15 protein-coding genes are annotated in these 17,307 nt (G+C 71.1%); 7 read left to right on the top strand and 8 right to left on the bottom strand.

Features of this window, described 5'->3' with window-relative positions:
* Positions 1-15 precede the first annotated feature (15 nt).
* The 6 genes from OIU81_RS09760 to OIU81_RS09735 form a co-directional block, all read right to left on the bottom strand.
* A complete protein-coding gene (locus OIU81_RS09760) occupies positions 16-945 on the bottom strand; it encodes a hypothetical protein (RefSeq protein ID WP_329145899.1) in 930 nt (309 codons plus the stop codon).
* A 166-nt stretch (positions 946-1,111) separates the two neighbouring features.
* Entirely contained in the window at positions 1,112-2,287 is a 1,176-nt protein-coding gene (locus tag OIU81_RS09755) for an LOG family protein (protein WP_443073955.1), read from the bottom strand.
* A gap of 140 nt (positions 2,288-2,427) precedes the next feature.
* Positions 2,428-3,600, bottom strand: coding sequence for a hypothetical protein (locus OIU81_RS09750; protein ID WP_329145895.1), 1,173 nt, complete (start codon positions 3,598-3,600; stop codon positions 2,428-2,430).
* A complete protein-coding gene (locus tag OIU81_RS09745; RefSeq protein WP_329145893.1) occupies positions 3,582-4,322 on the bottom strand; it encodes an ABC transporter ATP-binding protein in 741 nt (246 codons plus the stop codon). Before OIU81_RS09745 ends, OIU81_RS09750 begins: the two co-directional genes overlap by 19 nt.
* Positions 4,323-4,539: 217 nt before the next feature.
* On the bottom strand, positions 4,540-5,901 hold the full coding sequence (locus OIU81_RS09740; protein WP_329145891.1) for an aspartate aminotransferase family protein: 1,362 nt from the start codon (positions 5,899-5,901) through the stop codon (positions 4,540-4,542).
* 2 nt (positions 5,902-5,903) lie between these two features.
* The gene (locus OIU81_RS09735) at positions 5,904-6,389 is read right to left on the bottom strand and encodes an Lrp/AsnC family transcriptional regulator (protein ID WP_329145889.1); all 486 of its coding nucleotides are present in this window, start codon (positions 6,387-6,389) and stop codon (positions 5,904-5,906) included.
* 176 nt (positions 6,390-6,565) lie between these two features.
* Between OIU81_RS09735 and OIU81_RS09730 the strand changes: the two genes are divergently transcribed.
* Both OIU81_RS09730 and OIU81_RS09725 read left to right on the top strand, forming a co-directional pair.
* Positions 6,566-8,020 (top strand): gamma-aminobutyraldehyde dehydrogenase, encoded by a 1,455-nt coding sequence (locus tag OIU81_RS09730; protein WP_329145887.1) that lies wholly within the window; start codon positions 6,566-6,568, stop codon positions 8,018-8,020.
* Positions 8,021-8,153: 133 nt separating this feature from the next.
* Complete coding sequence (locus OIU81_RS09725; protein WP_329145885.1) at positions 8,154-9,335, top strand: polyamine ABC transporter substrate-binding protein; 1,182 nt, start codon at positions 8,154-8,156, stop codon at positions 9,333-9,335.
* Positions 9,336-9,438: 103 nt separating this feature from the next.
* Here the strand turns inward: OIU81_RS09725 and OIU81_RS09720 are convergent, their stop codons facing one another.
* The gene (locus tag OIU81_RS09720; RefSeq protein WP_329145883.1) at positions 9,439-10,461 is read right to left on the bottom strand and encodes an adenosine deaminase; all 1,023 of its coding nucleotides are present in this window, start codon (positions 10,459-10,461) and stop codon (positions 9,439-9,441) included.
* A gap of 115 nt (positions 10,462-10,576) precedes the next feature.
* On the bottom strand, positions 10,577-11,200 hold the full coding sequence (locus OIU81_RS09715) for an NADAR family protein (RefSeq protein ID WP_329145881.1): 624 nt from the start codon (positions 11,198-11,200) through the stop codon (positions 10,577-10,579).
* A 201-nt stretch (positions 11,201-11,401) separates the two neighbouring features.
* On the opposite strand from OIU81_RS09715, the gene OIU81_RS09710 reads away from it, so the two are divergent.
* The 5 genes from OIU81_RS09710 to OIU81_RS09690 all read left to right on the top strand — a co-directional run bounded on the left by OIU81_RS09710 (position 11,402) and on the right by OIU81_RS09690 (position 17,293).
* Positions 11,402-12,928: a gamma-aminobutyraldehyde dehydrogenase gene (locus OIU81_RS09710; RefSeq protein WP_329145879.1), complete on the top strand. Its 1,527-nt coding sequence runs from the start codon at positions 11,402-11,404 to the stop codon at positions 12,926-12,928.
* Between the two features lie 103 nt (positions 12,929-13,031).
* A complete protein-coding gene (locus OIU81_RS09705) occupies positions 13,032-14,279 on the top strand; it encodes an ABC transporter substrate-binding protein (RefSeq protein WP_329145877.1) in 1,248 nt (415 codons plus the stop codon).
* A gap of 58 nt (positions 14,280-14,337) precedes the next feature.
* Positions 14,338-15,501, top strand: a complete 1,164-nt coding sequence (locus tag OIU81_RS09700; RefSeq protein ID WP_329145875.1) for an ABC transporter ATP-binding protein — start codon at positions 14,338-14,340, stop codon at positions 15,499-15,501.
* Entirely contained in the window at positions 15,498-16,436 is a 939-nt protein-coding gene (locus OIU81_RS09695) for an ABC transporter permease (RefSeq protein WP_329145873.1), read from the top strand. The genes OIU81_RS09700 and OIU81_RS09695 overlap by 4 nt, the downstream gene beginning before the upstream one ends.
* Positions 16,436-17,293, top strand: coding sequence for an ABC transporter permease (locus tag OIU81_RS09690; protein WP_329145871.1), 858 nt, complete (start codon positions 16,436-16,438; stop codon positions 17,291-17,293). The genes OIU81_RS09695 and OIU81_RS09690 overlap by 1 nt, the downstream gene beginning before the upstream one ends.
* The last annotated feature ends 14 nt before the right edge of the window (positions 17,294-17,307 follow it).

Here is a 17,307-nt window from a genome sequence, read left to right as displayed (position 1 = left end):
GGCAGCCGGGTGGCCTCAGCGCGCCGCCGTACCGGCGGGCACCTCACCGGCCGGTGCCGCGTCCGCCTCCGCCCCCGGCTCGGGCTCGCCGAACCAGGCGACCGCGACGGCCCCGGCCACGGCCACCACGAAGCCGAGCACGGCGACCCAGGCGAAGCCCGGCCGGGAGGAGTCGCCCAGCCACAGCACCCCGAGAATGCCGGGGACCACCGTCTCGCCCACCACCAGCGCCGCCGTGGCGCCGTTCACCGAGCCGAGCTGCAGGGCCACGGTGTGCAGATACATCCCGCCGAGACCGGCGACCAGAATCGCGTACAGCGCGGGGTCACCGAGCAGGGACGGCAGGTCGAAGGGGGCGACCCCGTTCAGCACCCGCACGCCGATACCGAGCGCGCCGAAGCCCAGACCGGAGAAGAGCCCCGCGAGGATCGCGGCCCGCGCGCCGAGCAGCCGCACGACCACCGTGCCGCCGCCGATGAGCACGACGGAGGCGGCGAGCAGCCACCAGTGGGCGGCGAGCGGGGTGTGGCCGCCGCCCTCCGGCCCGGCGGCCGTGGCCAGCAGCACCAGCGCCGAACAGACCACCGCGATGGAGGTCCACTCGGCGCGGGTGAGGCGCAGGCCGAGGAGCTTGACGCTCAGCACGGCGGTGATCACGAGGTTGGCGCTGATCACGGTCTGCGAAAGGAACAGCGGCAGCAGCCGGGCGGCCAGCGCGCCGAGCCCGAACCCCACGAAGTCCAGCACCGTGCCCAGCATGAACTCCCAGGTCACCGCCGCCTTCGCGGTGGACGCCAGACTGGGTCCGCCGTGCTGGGTGACACCGGCGGCGGAGGCCTTGGCGGCCTCCCGGCGGGCGGATTTGCGCGAGCCCAGCGCCTGCAGAACCGATCCCGTGCCGTAGCCGGCCGAGGCCGCCACGGCCGTCAGAAGACCGATGATCACCAAGAGCTCCGTTCGCCCGCTGTCCCCGCTGTCCGTTCACTGCCGGACTGGCAGACGTGCAATCGGGGACCGGAGTTGCCTGCGGCGGGCAAACACACTCGTCCGGCCGTCCCGCGGGAAGGGTGCCGGGCCCGGTGCGGGCGCACGGACGCCGCCCGCGGCCGGGTCAGGCGGGCTCCCCGGCACCGAGCCGGGCCAGGGTGTCCGGGACCTCGTCCACCGAGTCGACCAGCGCGATCCGGGCCGCCATCGGCCGCTCGGCCGCGAGCGCCCGCAGCAGCGGCCAGGCGGGGAGGTGCTCGGTCCAGTGCGCGCGGTCCACCAGCACCATGGGGGTCGGCTCGCCCCGCGATCCGTAGTAGTTGGGGGTCGCGTGGTCGAAGACCTCCTGGACGGTCCCGGCCGCGCCCGGCAGGAACACCACACCCGCCCGCGAGCGCGCCAGCAGGCCGTCCTCGCGCACCGCGTTGACGAAGTACTTCGCGATGCGGGAGGCGAAGGCGTTCGGCGGCTCGTGCCCGTAGAACCAGGTGGGGATGCCGACCGAGGCGCCGCCGTCCGGCCAGCTGCGCCGTATCTCGAAGGCGGCCCGCGCCCAGTCGGTGACCGACGGGGCGAAGTGCGGTGCCTTGGCGAGGAGTTCCAGCGCCGAGTCGAGCATGCCGTCCTCGAAGGGCGCGGCGTACGCGCCGAGGTTCGCCGCCTCCATCGCGCCCGGCCCGCCGCCGGTCGCCACGGTCAGGCCGCCGCGGGCCAGCCGGCGGCCGAGCCGGGCCGCGCCCGCGTAGGCCGCGGAGCCGCGCTCCAGGGCGTGGCCGCCCATGATGCCCACCACCCGGGCACCGGCGAGGTCTTCGTCCAGCGCGTCGGAGACGGCGTCGTCGTGGATGCTGCGCAGCATCGAGGCGAAGATGTCGCCGTCCGCCTTGGTCCGCTGGAACCAGGCGTAGGTGCGGGCGTCCGGGGTGGCGTCGTAACCGGCGTCGATGAGCTGCGCGAAGAGCTCGTCCGGGCCGTACAGCCCGCCCCGGTAGGGGTCGAACGGCAGGTCCGGTACGGGCGGGAACACCAGCGCGCCCCCGGCACGTATCTTGGCGTCGGCAGCCGCCTCCATGGCGCAGCCGAGGAACACGGAGTCCGAGGTGTCCGTGCTGAGCAGCGCGAACGTACGGTCCGTCAGATCGACCGACTGGACGCGGTGTCCGGCGAGGCTGCCCGAGGCGAGGACCCGGTCGAACTCCTCCAGGGACTCGATCTCGCGGTCGCTGGGGTCGCGCTGGTCGTCGTGGGCGGGGGAACGGCGGGCGGCGGAGGCCGGTGAATTCGACTGCACGTGCGTCATCGTAGGACCGCGGTGACGGCCGCAGAGGGCCGAGGGGGCGGTCCGAGGGCCGCAGCACGCGTACGCCGTCGCCGCCCGACCGCGAACCTGCTCCGTTCCCGGCCGCCCCGAGCCGTCCCCGGCCCCGGTGGCCGGGTCCCTCAGTGCACCAGGGGAAGTGTGGCCATCTCCGCGACCGTCCACGTCAGGGGCGCCAGGACGACCACCAGAGCCAGGCCGCGCAGGGCCGCGGCGCGGTGGAGGACGGAGGCGGAGGCACCCAGCCGGCGGAGGGCGGCCGTGGTGTGGGCGCGGGCCGTGCGGGATTCCAGTGCGGCGGTGAGCGCGCTGGCGGTCACACAGGCGAGGACCACCGCCGCGCCGACCGCGGTGAGCGGCCCGAACGGGCGGGTGGGCGAGGCCTCGTAGACCTTCACGGCGGCGTACGCGGCGGAGGCGACCGCGCACAGGACACCCAGCGGGCGGCCCAGGCGGTGCGACTCCTCCTGGAGCACCCGCCCGGACAGCAGACGCAGCGCGCCCGGCCGCCCGGCGCACAGGAGCCGGCCGCACAGATGCACCAGCCCGGGACCGGCCAGCACCAGGCCGAAGGCGGACAGCGCCCAGCCGGCCAGTACGGCGGGCGGGCTGCCGATCAGCCGGCCGGGCAGCGGCAGCAGCCCGCCGGCGGCGTGCCGGCCGGGTCCGGCGTAGGCCTCGACCGCCAGGCCGGCCGCGGCCAGCGCGATGCCCCAGGGGAGACCGGAGGGCGGCGCGGTCCGCAGGCGGGCCGCGGGCTCGCGGGAGCCGTTCTCGTTACGGGGCCGCAGGGCGACGGCGGTGGCGGCCGCGGCGGTCAGCGGCACCGTCGCCAGCAGCAGCAGGGCGCCGCCGAGCGGCACCGGGTGGCCGGCGCCGAGCAGGTCGGAGTCGATGCCGAGCGAGGCGCCGCCGCCCGGGCCGCCCAGGTCGCCGCGGAGCCGCAGGAAGGCCAGCAGCGCGAGGAGCACACCGAGCAGACAGGTCAGCGCGGTGGAGGCGGTGGCGAGCAGGGTGAGGCGCAGCGGCCCCAGACCGGCCGCGGCCATCCCGCGCTGCAGACGGGCGGCGGGATCCGTCCGGGCGGTGGACACCGCGAACTGGGCGGTGGCCGCCAGCGGCGCCGCGCACCACAGCAGGCGCACCAGTGACTCCTCGGCCGCGGACGGGTGGCCGGCGGCGTGGCCGACCGTGGACAGCAGCAGGAACCCGGTGCCGGCCGCGGCGGCGGCGACGGACAGCCGGCGCAGCAGGACCAGGGGGTGCGAGCCGCGGGCTAGACGGAGAGCGAGCACGCTGCCCTGCTTTCCTCATCGGAGGAGCCGCTGGTGTCCGGGGCGGCGCTCGACCGGCGGCCGTCGAGCAGCGCCACCGTCCGGTCGGCGAGCGTGGCGACGTCCGGGTCGTGGGTCGCCAGGACCACGGTGATGTGGTGCGAGCGGGCCGCGGTGGTCAGGGTGCGCAGCACCTGGGTGCCGTCGGTGCGGTGCAGCGGGGCGGTCGGCTCGTCGGCGAACAGCACCTGGGGGGTGGTCGCGAGGGCGCGGGCGATGGCGACGCGCTGGCGCTGGGACTGGTCGAGCTTGGCGGGGCGGCGCCCGGCGCACATGCCGACGTCGAGGCGGTCGAGCCATTCGAGGGCGGTGTGCTTGGCGGAGCGGGTGCCGGTGCCGCGGAGCAGAAGGGGGAGGGCGGCGTTCTCCCAGGCGGTGAGCTCGTGCACGAGGTGCGGTTCGGTGTCGATCCAGCCGAACCGGTCCAGGCGCAGACGCTCACGGCTGGGGGAGGACAGGGTGTGTACGGGGGAGCTGTTGAACCAGACCTCGCCCTCGGTCGGGACGAGCTGGCCGGAGAGACATTTCAGGAGGGTGGTCTTGCCACTGCCGCGCGGGCCGGTGACGGCGAGGATCTCGCCTTCGCGGACGCCGACGGAGACTCCGGCGAGGGCGGAGGTGCCGCCGTGCGTGTGGTGCAGGCCGCGGGCCCAGAGAACGTCGTTGTCAGGCGGGGCCACCATCTGCGCACCTCTTGTTGTAGGCGTCGAGTCGTTCCCCCGACCGGGTGAACGACCATGGAGGGTATCGGTCCCTAGCACGGTAAGTACTGGTGACCCCCGGTATTCGTCGCTTGGCAGCACAACGGCCCAGATTCACTCGTATGGCTTGAAGTGAGTGAATCCGGGCCCTTGTGGGGTGTTCAGTTGTCCGCGCGCGCGGCGCGCGGTGCCGCGGAGGTCAGAGCTTGGTCCAGGCCTCGGTGAGGACCGTGCGCAGGATCTGCTCGATCTCGTCGAACACCGACTGGTCGGCGATCAGCGGCGGGGCGAGCTGGATGACCGGGTCGCCACGGTCGTCGGCGCGGCAGTAGAGGCCGTTGTCGTACAGCGCCTTGGAGAGGAAGCCGTACAGGACGCGCTCGGTCTCCTCGTCGTTGAAGGACTCCTTGGTGGCCTTGTCCTTGACGAGTTCGATGCCGTAGAAGAAGCCGTTGCCGCGGACGTCGCCGACGATCGGCAGGTCGTGCAGCTTCTCCAGGGTGTTCAGGAAGTTGGCCTCGTTGTCGAGGACGTGCTGGTTGAGACCCTCACGCGCGAAGATGTCGAGGTTGGCGACGCCGACGGCCGCGGAGACCGGGTGGCCGCCGAAGGTGTAGCCGTGCAGGAAGGTGTTGTCGCCCTTGTAGAACGGCTCGGCCAGGCGGTCGGAGATGATGCAGGCGCCGATCGGGGAGTAGCCCGAGGTCATGCCCTTGGCGCAGGTGATCATGTCCGGGACGTAGCCGAACTTGTCACAGGCGAACGTGGTGCCCAGGCGGCCGAAGGCGCAGATGACCTCGTCGGAGACGAGCAGCACGTCGTACTGGTCGCAGATCTCGCGGACCCGCTGGAAGTAGCCGGGCGGCGGCGGGAAGCAGCCGCCGGCGTTCTGCACCGGCTCCAGGAAGACCGCGGCGATGGTCTCGGGGCCCTCGAAGAGGATCTGCTGCTCGATCTGGTCGGCGGCCCAGCGGCCGAAAGCCTCGGGGTCGTCGCCGTGGATCGGGGCGCGGTAGATGTTGGTGTTGGGGACCTTGTGCGCGCCGGGGACCAGCGGCTCGAAGGGAGCCTTCAGGCCGGGCAGACCGGTGATCGACAGGGCGCCCTGCGGGGTGCCGTGGTAGGCGACCGCGCGGGATATGACCTTGTGCTTCATCGGCTTGCCGACGAGCTTGAAGTACTGCTTGGCCAGCTTCCAGGCGGTCTCGACCGCCTCACCGCCGCCCGTGGTGAAGAAGACTTTGTTGAGGTCGCCGGGGGCCTCGAGGGCGAGGCGCTCGGCGAGCTCCACGGCCTTGGGGTGGGCGTAGGACCACACGGGGAAGAAGGCCAGCTCCTGCGCCTGCTTGTAGGCGGTCTCGGCGAGCTCGACCCGGCCGTGGCCGGCGTTGACCACGAAGAGGCCGGCGAGGCCGTCGATGTAGCGCTTGCCCTTGTCGTCGTAGATGTTGGTGCCCTCGCCGCGCACGATCGTGGGCACGGGGGCGTTCTCGTACGACGACATGCGGGTGAAGTGCATCCACAGGTGGTCGTAGGCCGTCTTGGAGAGGTCGCCGCTCATTGCTATCTCGTTCCCCAGGTGTAGGTCTGCTTCCGGAGCTTGAGGTACACGAAGCTCTCGGTGGTCCGGACGCCGGGAAGCGTGCGGATCCGCTTGTTGATCATTTCCAGCAGGTGGTCGTCGTCCTCGCAGACGATCTCGATGAGGAGATCGAAGGAGCCCGCGGTCATGACGACGTATTCGACCTCTTCCATGGCCGTCAGTGCGTCCGCCACGGGGTCGAGGTCACCCTCGACGTTGATGCCGACCATTGCCTGCCGGCGGAAACCGACCGTGAGGGGGTCGGTCACCGCGACGATCTGCATCACGCCTTGGTCGAGCAGCTTCTGCACGCGCTGGCGTACCGCCGCCTCGGACAGGCCCACGGCCTTGCCGATCGCGGCGTACGGACGGCGCCCGTCCTCCTGGAGCTGCTCGATGATCGCCAGGGAGACGGAGTCGATCGACGGAGGGCCGGTTCTGTCAGGACTGTTACGAGTAGGCGCCACGACCTCACTGTGCACGAGCCTCGTCTGTCTTGCAACCCTGAACCGATGAAATTAGTCGTTTCGCGATCGAAATTGCACTGATTCCGTTGTTCCTGAGTGGCGGGTGTGTCGAAAACGTGGGTTCCATGGCTAGGCTGGAGCCACATCACCGGATATCTGACTGAAGGGGGCGCACAGTGACCACCGCACTGCGTCGTCTGCGCAACTACATCGACGGGGAGTTCCGGGACGCCGCCGACGGGCGGACCACGGAGGTGGTCAACCCCGCGACGGGCGAGGCGTACGCCACCGCCCCGCTCTCGGGCGCCGCCGACGTGGACGCGGCGATGGCCGCCGCCGAGGCCGCCTTCCCCGCGTGGCGCGATCTGATTCCCGCCGAGCGCCAGAAGGTCCTGCTCAAGATCGCCGACCGCTTCGAGGAGCGCGCCGAGGAGCTGATCGCCGCCGAGTCCGAGAACTGCGGCAAGCCGATCGCGCTCGTCCGCTCCGAGGAAATCCCGCCGATGGTGGACCAGATCCGCTTCTTCGCGGGTGCCGCCCGGATGCTGGAAGGCCGCGCGTCCGGCGAGTACATGGCGGGCTTCACCTCCATCATCCGCCGCGAGCCGGTCGGCGTCTGCGCCCAGGTGGCGCCGTGGAACTACCCGATGATGATGGCCGTGTGGAAGTTCGCCCCGGCGCTGGCCGCGGGCAACACCGTCGTCATCAAGCCGTCCGACACCACCCCCGCCTCGACGGTGCTGATCGCCGACATCATCGGCGGCGTGCTGGACGAACTCGGCCACTCCCGCGGCGTGTTCAACGTCCTGTGCGGTGACCGCGAGACCGGCCGGCTGATGGTCGAGCACAAGGTCCCGGCGATGGCCTCGATCACCGGCTCGGTGCGCGCCGGTATGCAGGTCGCCGAGTCCGCCTCCAAGGACCTCAAGCGCGTCCACCTGGAGCTGGGCGGCAAGGCGCCGGTCGTCGTCTTCGAGGACACCGACATCGCCAAGGCCGTCGAGGACATCTCCGTCGCCGGTTACTTCAACGCCGGCCAGGACTGTACGGCCGCGACCCGGGTGCTGGTCCACGAGTCCATCCACGACGAGTTCGTCGCCGCGCTGGCCAAGGCCGCCTCGGAGACCAAGACCGGCGCGGTCGACGACGAGGACGTGCTCTACGGCCCGCTGAACAACGCCAACCAGCTGCAGCAGGTCAAGGGCTTCATCGCGCGGCTGCCCGCGCACGCGAAGATCGAGGCGGGCGGCGAACAGGTCGGCGACAAGGGCTACTTCTTCGCCCCGACCGTCGTCTCGGGCCTCAAGCAGGACGACGAGATCGTCCAGCAGGAGGTCTTCGGCCCGGTCATCACCGTCCAGTCCTTCTCCGACGAGAAGCAGGCGGTCCAGTGGGCCAACGGCGTCGAGTACGCGCTGGCGTCCTCGGTGTGGACCAAGGACCACGCCCGCGCCATGCGGATGTCCAAGACCCTCGACTTCGGCTGCGTGTGGATCAACACCCACATCCCGCTGGTCGCCGAGATGCCGCACGGCGGATTCAAGAAGTCCGGTTACGGCAAGGACCTTTCGTCCTACGGCTTCGACGACTACACCCGCATCAAGCACGTGATGACCTCGCTGGACGGCTGAACCGCCGGGCGGATCCGGGGGGTTCGCGCCGTCGGACGGCCCGGAACGCTCGACACACCGTCGCGGGCGGAGGCCCGGCAGTGGACGCTCTGTCCCTTGCCGCCTCCGCCCGCGACGCGTGAGAGTGCTCGCCATGGCTGATCTTTCGCGGCGTGCGCTGCTCCGGGGTGTGGGCGGAATCGGGATGACCGGGGCGCTGGCCGCCGTGACCGGATGCGGGGTGCCGCCCGCGTACGTCGAGGCGGCGGACCGCACCGGCCCGGACCGTTCGGCGCGGGATCGCCGGCTGGTCTTCGCGAACTGGCCGCTGTACATCGACGTCGACGACCACGACAAGCAGCGCCGGCCCACCCTGGACACGTTCCGGCGGCGCACCGGGATCTCCGTGACGTACACCGAGGAGATCAACGACAACGACGAGTTCTTCGGCAAGATCGGCCCGGCGCTGATGAACCACCAGAGCACCGGCCGCGACCTGATCGTCATGAGCGACTGGATGTGCGCCCGCCTCGTCCGGCTGGGATGGGTGCAGGAGATGGACCGCGCCGCTCAGCCGCAGGTGGCCGAGCACCTCGATCCGCTGCTGCGCACCCCGCACTTCGACCCCGGCCGCCGGCACTCCGTGCCCTGGCAGTCCGGGATCACCGGCATCGCCTACAACCGCCGCAAGCTCGGCCGGGAGATCAGGCACACCTCGGATCTGTGGAAGGACGATCTGCGCGGCCGGGTCACGCTGCTGTCCGGGCTCGATGAATCGTTCGCGATGCTGATGCAGGGCGACGGTGTGGACATCACCCGCTGGACGGCCGGTGACTTCCACCGGATGACCGACCGGGTGCGCGGCCTGGTGCGCCGCGGCCACATCCGGCGGTTCACCGGCAACGACTACATCAAGGACCTCGCCTCCGGCGATGTGCTCGCCGCCCAGGCGTACTCGGGCGATGTGATCCAGCTGCGGGCCGACAACCCGGACATCGAGTTCGTGGTGCCGCAGGAGGGCGCCGAACTCTGGGCGGAGAGCATGCTGATCCCCAACCTCGCGGCACACAAGCGCTCCGCCGAGCGGCTGATCGACTACTACTACGAGCCGGCGGTGGCCGCGGAGCTGGCCGCCTGGGTCAACTACGTCTGCCCCGTGCCGGCCGCGCGCGAGGTCCTCGCGTCCTCCAAGGACAAGGAACGCGCCGCCCTCGCCGAGGATCCGCTGATCTTCCCCGACGACGCGATGCGCAAGCGGCTGGCCATCGCCCGCGACATCACCTCCACCGAGCGGACCCGGTTCGCCAAGGAGTGGAACGGGATCGTGGGCTTGTAGGGGGCCTCGTGGCAGGGGACACCGGGGCCCCGCCCGGGGCGTCCCGCCGGCCTCGGGTGCGCCCGCGGGACGCGGCGGCCGGGCGGGACGTCGCCGGCCTGGCTCAGGCGTGCCAGGACGTCGTGTACGCGTCGATCTCGGCCGACAGGCGGGCCTTGGCGGTGGTGTCCATGAAGGAGGCCTCGACGGCGTTCTTGGCCAGGCCCGCGACGCCGGTGGCGTCCAGCCCCAGCAGCCGGGCGGCGACGCCGTATTCGGTGTTGAGGTCCGTGCCGAACATCGGGGGGTCGTCGCTGTTGATGGTGACCGGCACGCCCGCGTCGACCATCTCCTTGAGCGGGTGCTCGTCCAGGGTGCGCACCGCGCGGGTGGCGATGTTGGAGGTGGGGCAGACCTCCAGCGGGATGCGGTGCTCGGCGAGATGGGCCAGCAGCGCGGGGTCCTGGGGGGCGCTGGTGCCGTGGCCGATGCGCTCGGCGCGCAGCTCGCGCAGCGCGTCCCAGATCGTGCCGGGGCCGGTGGTCTCGCCGGCGTGCGGCACGGAGTGCAGTCCGACCGCCAGGGCACGGTCGAAGTACGGCTTGAACTGCGGGCGCGACACCCCGATCTCCGGGCCGCCGAGGCCGAACGAGACCAGGCCCTCGGGCTGCAGGTCACAGGCGATCCGGGTGGTCTCCTCGGCGGCCGCCAGGCCCGCCTCGCCGGGGATGTCGAAGCACCAGCGCAGCACCACGCCCAGCTCCGACTCGGCCGTCTTGCGGGCGTCCTCGATCGCCTCGACGAACGCGGCGTCGGGGATGCCGCGGCTGGTCGAGCTGAAGGGCGTGACGGTCAGCTCGGCGTAGCGGATCTGCTGCCGGGCCATGTCCCGGGCGACCTCGTACGTCAGCAGCCGGACGTCCTCGGCATCGCGGATCAGGTCCACGACGGAGAGATAGACCTCGATGAAGTGCGCGAAGTCGCGGAAGGTGAAGTAGTCGGCCAGGGCGTCCGGGTCGGTGGGGACGGCGGAGTCGGGGTGGCGGGCCGCCAGCTCGGAGACGATCCGCGGGGACGCCGATCCGACGTGGTGGACGTGCAACTCCGCCTTGGGCAGGCCCGTGATGAAGGCATCGAGATCGGACAACGGTTCCTCCTGGTCAAAGGGTGTGCCGCGGTGCGCCGAACGGCCCGGCCATGCTATGCGGGACGCACCTGGCATGGCGCCGGGGTCTGCGCACCGGACCGCGGGAGCGCCGGTGTCAGGACGGCCCGTCCGCCTCGTCCCGCAGCCGCTGCCGGGCCGCCATCAGCGCGAAGCCCAGCAGATTCAGGCCCTGCCAGCGCGCCGGGTCGGCGGCCCGCTCGTCGTCGGCGGCCAGGCCGATGCCCCATATCCGGTCCACCGGACTGGCCTCGACCAGCACCCGGGACCCGGTGTTCAGCAGGTACGCGCGCAGGGCGGCGTCCTGCCCGAACTTGTGCACGCTGCCCTCGGTGACCAGGGCGAAGCGGTGGCGCTGCCAGATCTCCTCGTCGAAGCCGGCGACCGAACGCCCGGCGGCCTTGGCCTGCTGGGGGTGGTGCGCCGCGCGCGCACGCCGCTCGGCCTGCGCATCGCCGAACAGCCGGGCCTTGCCGGCCATCATCCAGTGCTCCGCGGTGGCGTAGCGGACCCCGTCGACGGTGAAGGGGGAGGGCCACCACTGGCTGAAACAGCTCGCGCCGAGGCTGCCGTCGCGCCGCGGGCCGTGTCCCCAGAAAAAGAGGTACCTCGCACGCTTCCCCGCGGCCACCGTCCGGCGCAGTTCGTCGGCCGAGCGCGGCCCGTCCGCGGCGCGCCCGGCCGCTTCCCCCGTGGTGATCCCCGTGTGGTCGTGCAGCATGCCGGGATTCTGTCAGCGGGCACCGACAACGTGTCGGGGCCGCTGCCGGGTAAAGAACAGAATTCGTCGTGTAACCAAAAGGCAACAACGGAATCACTTGTTGAGCCTGCGTTCCTCTGTCAGGATCGGCCATCGATTCCGGAAATAGCTACGCCAGGCAGTGCCGCTGAGCGGCCCCGGCGCCCGGCGGAGGAGAGCACCATGGATCAGCGATTCGATGCCACCGAGCGGTTCGCGGAGGGCGCGCAATTCATCGCGGGACGTCTTCGGAGCGGCAGTTCCGGCCGCACCCAGGACGTCGTGGACCCGGCGACGGGCGAGACGGTGTACTCCTACGAACTCGCCGGTGCGGCGGAGGTCGACGCGGCCGTCGAGGCCGCCCGGCGGGCGTTCGCGGACTGGGGCGGTGCCACGCCCGGCGAGCGCTCCGACACCCTGCACCGCTTCGCCGCCGCGCTCGCCGAGGACGCCGGCGACCTCGCCCGCGCCGAGTCGCTGAACTGCGGAAAGCCGCTCAAGCTCAGCGAGGAGTTCGACGTACCGGGCTCGATCGACAACGCCGCGTTCTTCGCGGGCGCCGCCCGCCATCTGGAGGGCAAGGCGGCCGGGGAGTACAGCCCCGACCACACCTCCGTGATCCGCCGCGAGCCCATCGGCGTCGTCGGCTCCATCGCACCGTGGAACTACCCGCTCCAGATGGCCGCCTGGAAGGTGCTGCCGGCCATCGCCGCGGGCAACACCATCGTCCTCAAGCCGGCCGAGATCACCCCCTTCACCTCGCTGCTGTTCGCGCAGGCCGCCCAGCGCGCGGGGCTGCCCGACGGGGTGCTCAACATCGTCTCCGGCGCCGGCCGGGACGCCGGTGAGCGGCTCGTGGGCCACCCCTCCGTCGCCATGACCTCCTTCACCGGCTCGACCGCCGTCGGCAAGCGGGTCGCCGAGATCGCCACCGGCACCGTCAAGCGGCTGCATCTCGAACTCGGCGGCAAGGCCCCCTTCCTCGTCTTCGACGACGCCGACCTGGAGGCCGCCGTGCACGGCGCGGTCGCCGGTGCCCTGATCAACACCGGCCAGGACTGCACCGCCGCCACCCGCGCCTATGTCCAGCGCCCCCTCTACGACGCCTTCGTCAGGGGCGTCGCCGACCTGATGGCGACCGTGCGGATCGGCGACCCCTTCGACCCGTCCACCGACCTGGGCCCGCTGATCTCGCACGCCCAGCGCGACCGGGTGGCCGGCTTCGTCGACCGGGCGCGGGCTTACGCCACCGTCGTCACCGGCGGCGAGGCCCCCGCCGGCACGAACGGGGAGCTGGCCAGGGGCGCGTACTACCGGCCGACCCTGGTCGCCGGTGCCGCGCAGGACAGCGAGATCGTGCAGTCCGAGCTCTTCGGCCCGGTGCTGGTCGTGCTGCCCTTCGACAGCGACGACGAGGGCATCGCACTGGCCAACGACACCCCCTACGGGCTGGCCGCCTCCGCCTGGAGCCGGGACGTCTACCGCACCGGCCGCGCCACCCGTGAGATCAACGCGGGCTGTGTCTGGGTCAACGACCACATCCCGATCATCAGCGAGATGCCGCACGGCGGTGCCAAGGCATCCGGCTTCGGCAAGGACATGTCGGCCTACTCCTTCGAGGAGTACACCCAGGTCAAGCACGTGATGTACGACAACACCGCGGTGGCGCGCAAGGACTGGCACCGCACGGTCTTCGGGGACCGCCCGTAAGGGATCTCTCCCCCCGGGCCCCCGGGCCCTCCCTGCGGCCAGCGCCGCGCGGCATCGTCACCACCGGCCGAGCGCCGGGTCCACCCCTGAAAGGGCACCGCGCATGGAGCATCACGAGCAGCCCGAACCCCTGTCCCCGGCCGAACTCACCGCCGTGCGCCGCAGCATGACCAACGGCCGGCTCGCCATGACCCGGCGCTCCCTGCTGCGCGCCGGCGGCGCCATGGCGGCCGCGGTCGGCGGGCTGGGCGCCCTGTCGGCGTGCGGGATCCCGCCCGCGGGCCGTACCGACGCCGGCCGCAGCGAGGACCACTCCGCGGCGGAGAAGCGCCTGAACTTCTCCAACTGGACCGAGTACATGGACGTCAGCAAGGACGGCAAGCACCGTCCGACGCTCGACCGCTTCACCCGGAGCACCGGCATCGCCGTCAACTACACCGAGGACATCAACGACAACGACGAGTTCTTCGGCAAGATCCAGGCGCAGCTGGCGGCCGGCCAGGACACCGGCCGCGATCTGATCGTGCTCACCGACTGGATGTGCGCCCGGATGATCTCCCTGGGCTGGATCCAGCAGCTGGACCCGGCCAATCTGCCGCACGCCTACGCCAACCTCTCGGCGCAGTACCGCGACCCGGCCTGGGACCCGGGCCGCGCGCACTCCTACGTCTGGCAGGGCATCCCGGCGATCATCGCGTACAACAAGAAGGCCACCGGCGGGAAGAAGGTCGACTCGATCAGCCAGCTGCTGGAGGACCCGCAGCTCAAGGGGCGGGTCGGCTTCCTCTCCGAGATGCGCGACAGCGTCGGGCTGACCCTGCTGGACATGGGCAAGCGGCCCGAGGACGTCACCGCGGACGACTACGACGCGGCCCTCGCCCGGCTCCAGAAGGGCGTCGACTCCAAGCAGATCCGCCGCTTCACCGGCAACGACTACACCAACGACCTGGACAAGGGCGACCTCGCCGCCTGTGTGGCCTGGGCCGGGGACGTCGTCCAGCTCCAGAACGACAACCCGGACATCGCCTACGCCGTCCCCACGTCCGGCTACATGGTGTCCACCGACAACCTCATGGTGCCGAACAAGGCACGCCACAAGCAGAACGCCGAACGGCTCATCGACTACTTCTACGAGCCGAAGGCGGCGGCCCGGCTCGCGGCGTACATCAACTACGCCTGCCCCGTCGACGGAGTACGCGAGGAACTCGCCAAGATCGACAAGAAGGCGGCGGCCAACCCGCTGATCCTGCCGGACAAGGAGATGGCCGCCCGCTCCCACTCCTTCCGGGCCCTGTCCGCCAAGGAGAACAAGGAGTTCGCCCAGAAGTTCTCCGATCTCACCGGCGCCTGACCACCCCGCCTCCGGGCCCGCCCGAGCCCCCTCGCCCTCGACCCACGGGACGACAGACATGACGAAGACCGCGACCCCCCAGAGCAGCGGCGGCGATGTCCGCCTCCAAGGGATAAGCAAGACCTACGGCTCCTTCACCGCCGTCCATCCGCTCGACCTCACCGTCCCCGCGGGCTCCTTCTTCGCGCTGCTGGGCGCCTCGGGCTGCGGCAAGACGACCACCCTGCGCATGATCGCCGGACTGGAGGAGCCGACCACCGGGACCGTCGAGCTGTCGGGCCAGGACGTCACCGCCCTGCCGCCCTACAAGCGCCAGGTCAACACCGTCTTCCAGAACTACGCCCTCTTCCCGCACCTGGACATCTACGAGAACGTCGCCTTCGGCCTGCGCCGCCGCGGCATCAAGTCCGTCAAGAAGCAGGTCGAGGAGATGCTCGACCTCGTCCAGCTCGGTCCGCTGGCACGCCGCAAGCCGCAGCAGCTCTCCGGCGGCCAGCAGCAGCGGGTCGCGGTCGCCCGGGCGCTGATCAACCACCCGCAGGTGCTGCTCCTCGACGAGCCGCTGGGCGCCCTCGACCTCAAGCTGCGCCGCCAGATGCAGCTGGAGCTCAAGCGCATCCAGACCGAGGTCGGCATCACCTTCGTGCACGTCACCCACGACCAGGAGGAGGCCATGACGATGGCCGACACCGTGGCCGTGATGAACGGCGGCCGGGTCGAACAGCTCGGCGCCCCCGCCGACCTCTACGAGAACCCCGGCACCACCTTCGTCGCCAACTTCCTGGGCACCTCCAACCTGATCGAGGCCGAGGTCGTCGAGGCCGGCGGCGAGGAGCTGGTCCTGCGGGCCGTGGACACCACCCTGCGACTGCCCGCCGCCCGGTGCAGCGCCTCGGCCCGCAAGGGCGAGAAGGTGCTGGCCGGCGTACGGCCCGAGAAGGTCGCCCTGACCCACGCCGACGACGCCGGGGACATCGCGGCCGACCACAACCGGCTCCCCGGCCGCATCAAGGACGCCAGCTTCATCGGGGTCTCCACCCAGTACGTCGTCGAGGTGCCCGGCCTGGGCGAACTCGCCGTCTACGAGCAGAACATCGAGCGCGACGGCCGCCTCGTGCCCGGCGCCGGCATCGTGCTGCACTGGAGCCGCGCCCATACCTTCGGTCTGGACGCCACCCAGGACATCCAGGCCGGCGCGGACCTCGACGAGGAGGCCGCGTGACCACCACCGCCACCCCCGCGCCACCGGACGGGCGGAGCGAGGCCGCGCCGCCGGCCCTCCGCAAGACCCCCGTCCGCAAGCGCCTGGTCCCCTACTGGCTGCTGCTGCCCGGCATCCTGTGGCTGATCGTCTTCTTCGCCGCGCCGCTGGTCTACCAGGCGTCGACCTCGATCCAGACCGGCTCCCTCGAAGCGGGCTTCAAGGTCACCTGGCACTTCGCCACCTACTGGGACGCGCTCGGCGAATACTGGCCGCAGTTCGTCCGCTCGATGGGCTACGCCGCCGTCGCCACCGTGCTCTGCCTGGTCCTGGGCTATCCGCTGGCCTACCTCATCGCCTTCAAGGCGGGCCGCTGGCGCAACGTCGTGATGATCCTGGTCATCGCCCCGTTCTTCACCAGCTTCCTGATCCGCACGCTCGCCTGGAAGACGATCCTGGCCGACGGCGGACCGGTCGTCGGGGTACTGAACTCGCTGCACGTCCTGGACGTCACCAGCTGGCTGGGCGTCACCGAGGGGCACCGGGTGCTGGCCACCCCGCTCGCGGTGGTCTGCGGACTGACCTACAACTTCCTGCCGTTCATGGTCCTGCCGCTCTACACCTCGCTGGAGCGCATCGACCCGCGCCTGCACGAGGCCGCCGGCGACCTCTATGCCCGCCCGTCGACCACCTTCCGCCGGGTGACCTTCCCGCTGTCGATGCCCGGTGTCGTCGCCGGCACCCTGCTGACCTTCATCCCGGCCGCCGGTGACTACATCAACGCCGAACTGCTGGGCTCCACCGACCAGAAGATGATCGGCAACGTCATCCAGTCCCAGTTCCTGCGGGTCCTGGACTACCCGACCGCGGCCGCGCTCTCCTTCATCCTCATGGCGGCCATCCTCGCCATGGTCACGTTCTACATCCGCAAGTCCGGGACGGAGGACCTGGTCTGATGGCCGTCCACGAGACCACGAAAGCCCCGGGGACCGGCGCCGCCCGCACCCCGAATCGCGGCCTGCGCTGGCTGCGCCGCAACATCGTCGTGATAGCGGGCCTCGCCACGCTGGGTTATCTGATCCTGCCCAACATCGTGGTGATGGTCTTCTCCTTCAACAAGCCCAACGGCCGCTTCAACTACCAGTGGCAGCACTTCTCCACGGACGCCTGGAGCGACCCGTGCGGCGTCGCCGACCTGTGCGGCTCGCTCGGACTGAGCCTGCAGCTGGCGCTGTGGGCCACCATCGGCGCGACCGTCCTCGGCACCATGATCGCGTTCGCGCTGGCCCGCTACCGCTTCCGCGCCCGGGCCGGTGTGAACACCCTGATCTTCCTGCCGATGGCGATGCCCGAGGTCGTCATGGCCGCCTCGCTGGCGACCCTCTTCCTCAACATGGGCATCCAGTTCGGCTTCTGGACGATCCTCATCGCCCACATCATGTTCTGTCTGAGCTTTGTGGTCACCGCCGTCAAGGCGCGGGTGATGAGCATGGACCCGCGGCTGGAACAGGCCGCCCAGGACCTCTATGCCTCACCCGTCCAGACCTTTCTGCGGGTGACGCTGCCGATCGCCGCCCCCGGCATCGCGGCCGGCGCGCTGCTGTCCTTCGCCCTGTCCTTCGACGACTTCATCATCACCAACTTCAACGCCGGCTCCACCGTGACCTTCCCGATGTTCGTCTGGGGATCGGCACAGCGGGGCACGCCCGTACAGATCAACGTCATCGGCACGGCGATGTTCCTGGTCGCCGTGGTGTGCGTACTCGCCGGCCAACTGGCCGGGAACCGCCGTAAGAGGAGCAAGAGGAGCTGAGAACCATGGCACGA

The sequence above is a fragment of the Streptomyces sp. NBC_01454 genome (assembly GCF_036227565.1).
In the GTDB taxonomy this organism is placed as follows: Bacteria; Actinomycetota; Actinomycetes; order Streptomycetales; family Streptomycetaceae; genus Streptomyces.
This window is presented reverse-complemented; position numbering and strand designations above follow the sequence as displayed.